General features: G+C 40.0%; 7 protein-coding genes and 2 pseudogenes. 2 read left to right on the top strand and 7 right to left on the bottom strand.

The features are described from left to right. Positions 1-84: 84 nt before the first annotated feature. Both L2703_RS17770 and L2703_RS17775 read right to left on the bottom strand, forming a co-directional pair. Positions 85-306 carry a hypothetical protein gene (locus tag L2703_RS17770; RefSeq protein ID WP_182723310.1) on the bottom strand — a complete coding sequence of 74 codons (222 nt, stop codon included), beginning with the start codon at positions 304-306 and terminating at the stop codon, positions 85-87. Positions 307-466: 160 nt separating this feature from the next. Beyond that, positions 467-1,000, bottom strand: coding sequence for a hypothetical protein (locus L2703_RS17775; protein ID WP_248972368.1), 534 nt, complete (start codon positions 998-1,000; stop codon positions 467-469). Between the two features lie 340 nt (positions 1,001-1,340). Here L2703_RS17775 and L2703_RS17780 point away from each other — a divergent pair. Further along, a pseudogene (locus L2703_RS17780) lies at positions 1,341-1,711 on the top strand (transposase); the annotation flags it as partial. Positions 1,712-1,936: 225 nt separating this feature from the next. On the opposite strand, the pseudogene L2703_RS17785 reads toward L2703_RS17780, so the two are convergent. Next, positions 1,937-2,999 (bottom strand): annotated as a pseudogene (locus tag L2703_RS17785) (transposase). A gap of 160 nt (positions 3,000-3,159) precedes the next feature. Here L2703_RS17785 and L2703_RS17790 point away from each other — a divergent pair. Continuing rightward, a complete protein-coding gene (locus L2703_RS17790) occupies positions 3,160-3,528 on the top strand; it encodes a hypothetical protein (RefSeq protein ID WP_248972369.1) in 369 nt (122 codons plus the stop codon). 923 nt (positions 3,529-4,451) lie between these two features. Here the strand turns inward: L2703_RS17790 and L2703_RS17795 are convergent. The 4 genes from L2703_RS17795 to L2703_RS17810 form a co-directional block, all read right to left on the bottom strand. Continuing rightward, positions 4,452-4,802: a hypothetical protein gene (locus L2703_RS17795; RefSeq protein ID WP_248972370.1), complete on the bottom strand. Its 351-nt coding sequence runs from the start codon at positions 4,800-4,802 to the stop codon at positions 4,452-4,454. A gap of 225 nt (positions 4,803-5,027) precedes the next feature. Continuing rightward, positions 5,028-5,729, bottom strand: a complete 702-nt coding sequence (locus L2703_RS17800; RefSeq protein ID WP_248972371.1) for an SIMPL domain-containing protein — start codon at positions 5,727-5,729, stop codon at positions 5,028-5,030. A gap of 134 nt (positions 5,730-5,863) precedes the next feature. Beyond that, the gene (locus L2703_RS17805; protein WP_248972372.1) at positions 5,864-6,286 is read right to left on the bottom strand and encodes a hypothetical protein; all 423 of its coding nucleotides are present in this window, start codon (positions 6,284-6,286) and stop codon (positions 5,864-5,866) included. 125 nt (positions 6,287-6,411) lie between these two features. Continuing rightward, positions 6,412-6,777 carry a hypothetical protein gene (locus tag L2703_RS17810; RefSeq protein ID WP_244731956.1) on the bottom strand — a complete coding sequence of 122 codons (366 nt, stop codon included), beginning with the start codon at positions 6,775-6,777 and terminating at the stop codon, positions 6,412-6,414. Positions 6,778-7,332 lie beyond the last annotated feature (555 nt).

A 7,332-nucleotide genomic window follows, 5' to 3' on the forward strand; every position in this document is an offset into this window, starting at 1 on the left:
AGACTCTCGAATTAAATAGGTAAAATAGTCGTTTAAATTCATTTGGTTGCAGAGATTTGCATCTTCAAAGTCTGCAATTGCTAACTAAGATTGACTATATGATTGAAATGAAAAATTGTCAATTGAAGTTGGCTTTATCCATAATGCAACGACTAGGCTTTCAGTTTTGCTGATGCGTTCAATCTCTGATGATGTTAGATACTCACGCTCACGAACATCTTTATATTTGCGGGTATTGGTAACTTTCGAGTTTTCGGTGTTTGGGGTGGGTGTTCTGTAATCTTCTAAGTTGCTGATATTACTCATTCGGCTCTCCATAACTTTCGAGATTATAGTCTAAAATTGGAATATTTTGGAGATGGTGTGGGGTTGTTGCTGATGCTGAAGTGGGGTGAAGCAGTGATTATGGTTGGTAAAGTAAGGGCCGGATCCCGCAGGGATACGGCCAGCAAAAGTCAGTACGAATCTAAAAGCCACACTCTTTTTTTAAATAACTTTTAAGTTTGTGATACTCAGTTGAAATATCAGTTTCAATGCTCATACCGTTTGTTTCAGCTTCAAGTCCAGCCCAGAAAACATAAAACTTATGAAGGTCTCTTTCAAAGATTCCCATACATTGAAATTCCACTCCTAGTTTTGAATTTGTGTCAAGGCCCCAAATGTTTATCAGGTATTGGTCAAGGTCGTACTGGCGCTCTTCTATGTCACTGTCGGGCGTGTAGCCATTGAGTGCCTCTAGGCTATTTCCTAGACCATAGTATTTCGAAAATCGTTTTATAAACTTTGGAGGCAACATTCTGTTTAACTCCATAGCAGCTTCTCGCAACCCTTTTGGTTTCCAGTATTCACCATTCCTTACTTTTGGCCTAACCATCAATGTAGCAAACAACCCAGAATAATTACTGATAGCGCTTTTCGTTGTTGGTGAACTCTCAACAACGATTATTCTAGGTGACGCCTTCGGTAATGGCTCTGAGGTCCTTTGGTAATCTTCGGCCATTGCGCACCCCGTAGAAACAAACATAATAAACAAGCATGTTACTTTTATAGTGTTTAGCATTATTCAATCCTTAATTTGACGAACCATACGGTGTCATACATGGCGCCCCTCCAGAGCATATTGATTCACCTTTAGCTCCCCACCTCTCTCTGGTTCTTTTGGCGATTGATTCGTTTATAAACCTAACGTCGCCTTTAGGGGTGCGAACGTAATACCCGGCAGTTGAACCACTAAGAACTGCTTGAGCATCTGTTTTACTGAAACCCTCCTGATTGTAATGGTCTAATGAAACTGTAGAGATTTATAGCTTAAAATAAGCAAAATCTTAAAGGTATTTATCATGATTAGAAAAACGAAAATCACTGTCAGCCCTCTTCAAAAATTAGAATATGCCAAGCTGATGGTCGAACAGGGTTACACGAACAAGCAAATCGAAGATATGTCAGGTGCGGGTAAATCTGCTGTGTCTCGATGGAAAGTGCAGTACCAAGCTGAATTAGCCGGTAAAACACCAGAAAATGCCAAAGCATTAACTGAAGACCAACGAAGAATTCAACTCCTAGAAGCCCAACTAAAACAAGCCATGAGGGATAATGATATCTTAAAAAAGGCTGCGGCTTTCTTCATTCGAGACAATCAAAACTTAAAATGATGCGCGAAGTAAAGAAAGCAAACCCAGGCTTTAAAATGAGTGAATTGTGCCGCGTATTCGCACAATAACGATGCCACCCATTTCTTGAACAAATAACATAACTCGTTTTCATGGCTTTGGCGAGGGTTATGATTGATGTGCTCAACTCATCAATTTTTATCGATATAACTAAAATATTATCGTTAAATGAGTGGTTTATTCATCATTTGCAGAATTCGACGCAGCAGGAAATCTTGATATCAATCAAGTATAAGAAGAATTGTAATTTGATTGGGGATGATGACTTAAGCGCACAGCCAGCGCTGACAATTTGCCGCGCCTTGTCGTCGTTTTCGGTCCAAATGCTCACAGTATTCGGTTAAGGCAGGTAATGCGCCGACAGCGCCTTTAAATAATGCACCAAACTCTGTAGTGATTTTAAGCCAATTCTCTGCGGGGATGTTGAGCCTATTCAGTATGTCCTGACTGCTTGAGCTAATGGCGCCACGCTTATCTTCTCGAATAATTCGACCGGTATCTTCAACCAGTACAATGTAATCTTTTACGCTGAACATGAGCCCGTTAGGCATATTGAGTCTTTCATTTCCCACAAACGGTAATAGCTCTGGTGGTTGCTCGCCTTTTATCGCTGAATTGATTCGGCGCTGAATACTGGTGTAATCTGAGGTTTCAGGGGTTGCGGCCATCTTGGCTCTGACAGGGTTTAAATCGACATAAGCCATACAGGCTAATACTGCAGCTTCATCAAGTAGTGCTTGAGATTTGAAACGCCCTTCCCACAAATTTATTGGGAATCGATTTGAACAGCTTTAGCTGGCCCGAAGGGTGAGCGCCATGGATGGCAGCGAATAGAAACGACCAGTACACTTATCTTCTTTATTGGCCATTCTGGCGATGGGCTCACTGAGTGAGCGCATAAACCAACTGATATCAATTAAGCGTTTACGGTATTCAGTAATGCATTCATTAACCGTTTGAAGTTCAAACTGGTTAAGGTCTTCCTCTTTAAGGTATTTGTGCGTGAGTAACGTACCTTTAAAGCCCTTGTGCCATTGAATGAGCACTTCTTTATCTGACCACTGTTTTGCTTTATCAGCATCAACTTTTAACACCACATGCAGATGGTTACTCCCTGTTCATTACAAAGAATGCATAAGCACAAATGTCGATGGCAAAAATGGTCGCTAATTCAAGAATGCGTGAATCAACCCACTCGCGTCGATGCTCAAAGTTCTCACCTGTTGAATTATCAATTCCGCACAAGAATGCCTTACGCACCACACGAGAACAGCAGTGATAGTAAGGTGTATCTTCCAGGCTAACAATTGTCTGTCTTGGTCTGGCCATCTTCAAGTACCGTTTGTGAAAGGGTAAATAAAGCGTAGTTCAGCGCTCAATATTTAGTCAACAATCTTGGGTGTCTTAATTTTTTTTTATTATGAATGAGAATCAACTCCCCCCATCTGTGACTACAAGAAAAAGTTTTTTAGGTACATATTTCATATGGATGTTAGCTATATTCATTGTTGCATTATGCTATTTTTTTATGGGTTCATATGAACCTAAATACCAAACGAAATACGATTGGACAACAGAAGAAAAGGCATCTTTGTGCAAAGCATATATAGCAGACCAGTTTGGTAAACCATTACATATTATTCAATTTCAACGAGTTGACATTAAAGGATGGGTCTATGTTTCTTATAATCGACCTGCAGATAACACAACATGGGATTATGTGTGCAAAATAGAAGGTGCAATCATGGTTTGGGCTGGTCGATACGATGGAGAGTGGGGGCGCTGGCGTGTCGAAGATCAAGTAAGAGTTCGTTATAATCCAGAAACTAAGATAGCTTCATTCACTTCAATTCAATAGTGTTTTTTAAAACTTAAAGACTTTTCCATGTGTCTTTGCCTGACTGTTGCACAGCAACACTGTTTAAAATAAGGTCTTAATTCCAAAAAGAGTTTAACGGCCGTAGGCAAAGCAATCCCTTCAGATTCATTCTTTTATTCTAATCAAAAACGATGCCACCCATTTCTTGAACAAATAACATAACTCGTTTTCATGGCTTTGGCGAGGGTTATGATTGATGTGCTCAACTCATCAATTTTTATCGATATAACTAAAATATTATCGTTAAATGAGTGATTTATGTGTCATCTAAGAAATTTAGCACAGCAGGAAAATTCATCGTGACGCCCGCAGCTAATCTGCAGGGCCTATCTTCTAGGCTCACGATGGTTTGTTTTGGTCTAGTCATCTTAGATTACCTGTCAGAGTTAAAAGTAACTAACACCTAGTTGAGTGTTTACCATTTAACCAACTGGGGGGGGCCATGTTTTGGCCAAAGTCCGATCTTTCGCTCAAATAAAAAGGCCTTAGGTTTGTCGATTTGGCATTTTGCATATGGTCTTGGATTTTGAGGAGGGATAGCTTGCTTGTAATAAAGAGGAACCCGTGGGTTCAAAGTCCCTATCTTTCGCCAAAACAAAAAAGCCCCATCATTTCTGACGAGGCTTTCTCGATAAATATGGCGGAGGGATAGGGATTTGAACCCAAACAATCAGCCACAAAATAAAACTAAAATTCATTATAATCAATAACTAATCGAAAAATCACATCTCAGAAAGTGAACATTCGTAGTCGATATATGACATTTAAGTCTTTATCGGTTAGGTTGTCAATGATTAACGCCCACATCAGCGGGCAGCCGTAGTGGAGCTATTTTGTGCAAAAATGACCGAAGGGAATGCACAAAAATTGCGGAACGTAGGTTGCTCCACTGCATATGATTGTTATACGCCCCCACAGGTAACCTCTATACAGCTTTCTATTGCTTTTGTTGAAAGATCTACGTCGCATCGCTTACGTATTGAATTTTCAATTTCTATCATCGCTGGCCTAATCCTATCGATCTCAGACTGAGCGGGACGGCGATTGATATCAATGTAGGTATGGTGAAATTCAACTACGCCCTTGTAGTTAGTGCGAAAATAGAAATTTCCGTGTAATCCATCATAGCTATACAGAAACCTATCAATAGTCTCCGGTTGCTGCACACCGCTCAAAGTCAATTCACGACCGCCTTGTTCGATTCGGTGCTCTACACCGGAAACGCCAGAAACTGCTTTAGTTGCCTCAATCATACACTCTATAGGAAGCCTTACTTCACCAACTGGGGTGTATCTGGAAACTCCGTATAATGAGTCACATCCCCCTAAAATGGTTACGCTAGAAATTGTAAGTAGTGTAACTATTACTCTCATGCACTGATCTCTAATTGCGTATAACGCCGCCAACACAGGCCGAGCGACAGCGAGGTCCAGCCCGCGTCTTTTTGCGGGCGATTGTGCTTGGCCTTGTTAAGAGCTTTATTTAAGCAAAAATTCAACGTAAACCTCTGACGATATATTAACCTTACCTGGCTGAAAGTCGTATGTTGTAGTTTTTGAGTTAGCCGACTCTCTTCTTCTAGCAGTAACTACGATTTCTTCGAGACTGAACTGACGCCTGATATTTTGCTTGCCTATTTGGTGAACCTTATCAATTCTTGCACCAAATTCGTTGGCCAGAAACTCTGCATTTTCTTTTGCATTACTTGCTGCTTTAGCTAGTGCTTCACGCTTAAGCTGATCGTAGTTTGAAACATCAGGCTTCACACTGCCAATCTCTGATACGTTACTATCTACCAAAGACTGAATCACTGCGCCGTAGAGGCTTATATCTCTGATGATTACATCAATATTCCGTTTGACTACATGACCAATAATGTATGGATTATCGTTACCATCATAGTCTTCTGCTGTTTCGACACTTAGTGAAGAGGAGGTAATATCTTCTTCTTTTACCCCTAATTTTATGAGTGAACGGATGGACTCAGAGGATATTTTATCTACTACCTCTTTTGCTTTTGATGCATCAGTTTTATTAAGGTTATAAACATCATAGTTTATTCGGATAATGTCAGGCGTTGCCTCAATTTCCCCAGAACCCTCAATCGCAATAATTCTCTCCCCTGAAACAGCAAGAGGGCTTAAAAAAGCGAAAACTAGCAACAGTAAAATTTTCTTCATTATAATTCCTTGCTCGGATTTAGCTCTTAACGCCCAACTTAGGGGCAATAACACGTAGGCTAAAATGGGAGCGAAGCGACTGAGCCTACGTGTTATTGTCCCAGTGAGCGCTAGCGAACGACTACAGTTGTTTGTTAGCTATACTTGCCTGATTCAAACTCTGAATTTGACCAAACTAAGCCAAGTTCTGGACTTTCCAGTGAAAACTCAGAAAATACGCAACTATAAGACTGAGCAACGTCGCACATAAAAGATATCCAGTTTATGAAATCTTCTTCGCTCAATTCATTACCATATGGTCGAGTTGTGCCAGTTAAAAATTGATACCCTTTTTCGTCAACTTCACTGAGCTCGATTTCATAGTTTTCGCTGAGTTGTTTAGCTAGTTCATTTAATTTCGACGGGACGTCACAAAAATGAGAAAAATCCATCGCGAAAACTGTTTCCTCATTTGCTCCAGAGCCTAAAACAGCATTCCATAATTGAGTTGCTTCATCTATTTTTCTGTTTTTGATCCGGGAGTAATATTCTTCCCAGGTTTTTTGCGGATCGCTCATGGAACTCCTTGTATAGCTAACGCTCGCCTAAACGGCGAATTAATAATGGGCTAAAATATTGAGCGCAGCGACAATAGCCCATTGTTAATTGTCCGAGCGAGCTTGTGAGCGAATTAAGGCTCTTGTTATGTTTTTTTGTACAGATAATACCTAAATAAAAGGGCTTGGAATAATGCCGCCAAACCTAATATTTTAGGGGAGTTATTAAACAAGCCACCAACCACAATTATTAGTGGTATTGCGATGTAAAAAGCATAAGATCCGTTAGTGTACTTTTTTACAAACCAGTGAACAGGAAAACCAACCACTAACCAACCAACGATAGAAATTATCAGGTAAACGCCAATATAAAGTAAAAAAGTAACTGCTAGTCCAAATATATCATTGAGTGATGAAGGAGCCAGGCCATTAAATAAAGACCAAATGGCGATTCCTATACCAACATAGCCAATACTCTTTATTACAGCACTGTCCCAGTTACTTGAACTCAACTGTGGGCTCCTCGAAAACATAACAGCTTATTGAAGGGCTTGCGCAGTAAAGTCAGTCCCTTAACTTATTGATTAATAATATCCTACATTTGCTATCTTATTGAAGTAAAGCAATTAATTGTGCCTAACAGACAAAAACAAACCGAGGTTGCGCGTAAAGTAAGATATGCCTAGACGGTAATAAAAATTAAAGGCAATAAAATCAGATGATTATGATTTATCTACTTTTAAATACGATACAACTAAAGAACGATTTTCAATCAATTTTTATCATAAATTGTTGAAACACCATTATAACTGTACATAAAAACAGTGCGTACCACATAAAAGTGTACATATTGATTTTATCTTTCACGCTTTTGATTTGTTCACATGCGCAGCATGTGGCTGTTGGGTTCAAAGGGGTATCCCCTTGCCCGTAGCTCCTATCCGACCTTTTGGAACAAAAGTGGGATAGGAGCGTACCGGGTTTCGCTGTAGTCCCACTTTTTAAGTGGGCTGCTTTGGCTTCGCACTCACTGAGTGCGAAACGGTTTAAATTGCATTCTTTAAGTG

The organism is Shewanella basaltis, assembly GCF_023283885.1.
Taxonomy (GTDB): domain Bacteria; phylum Pseudomonadota; class Gammaproteobacteria; order Enterobacterales; family Shewanellaceae; genus Shewanella; species Shewanella basaltis.

Bases quoted from the DNA above. Each gene is read 5' to 3' on its own strand.
- L2703_RS17775 (WP_248972368.1), bottom strand. From the start codon at position 1,000: ATGGCCGAAGATTACCAAAGGACCTCAGAGCCATTACCGAAGGCGTCA.
- L2703_RS17805 (WP_248972372.1), bottom strand. From the start codon at position 6,286: ATGAGCGATCCGCAAAAAACCTGGGAAGAATATTACTCCCGGATCAAA.
- L2703_RS17770 (WP_182723310.1), bottom strand. From the start codon at position 306: ATGAGTAATATCAGCAACTTAGAAGATTACAGAACACCCACCCCAAAC.
- L2703_RS17795 (WP_248972370.1), bottom strand. From the start codon at position 4,802: ATGATTGAGGCAACTAAAGCAGTTTCTGGCGTTTCCGGTGTAGAGCAC.
- L2703_RS17800 (WP_248972371.1), bottom strand. From the start codon at position 5,729: ATGAAGAAAATTTTACTGTTGCTAGTTTTCGCTTTTTTAAGCCCTCTT.
- L2703_RS17790 (WP_248972369.1), top strand. From the start codon at position 3,160: ATGTTAGCTATATTCATTGTTGCATTATGCTATTTTTTTATGGGTTCA.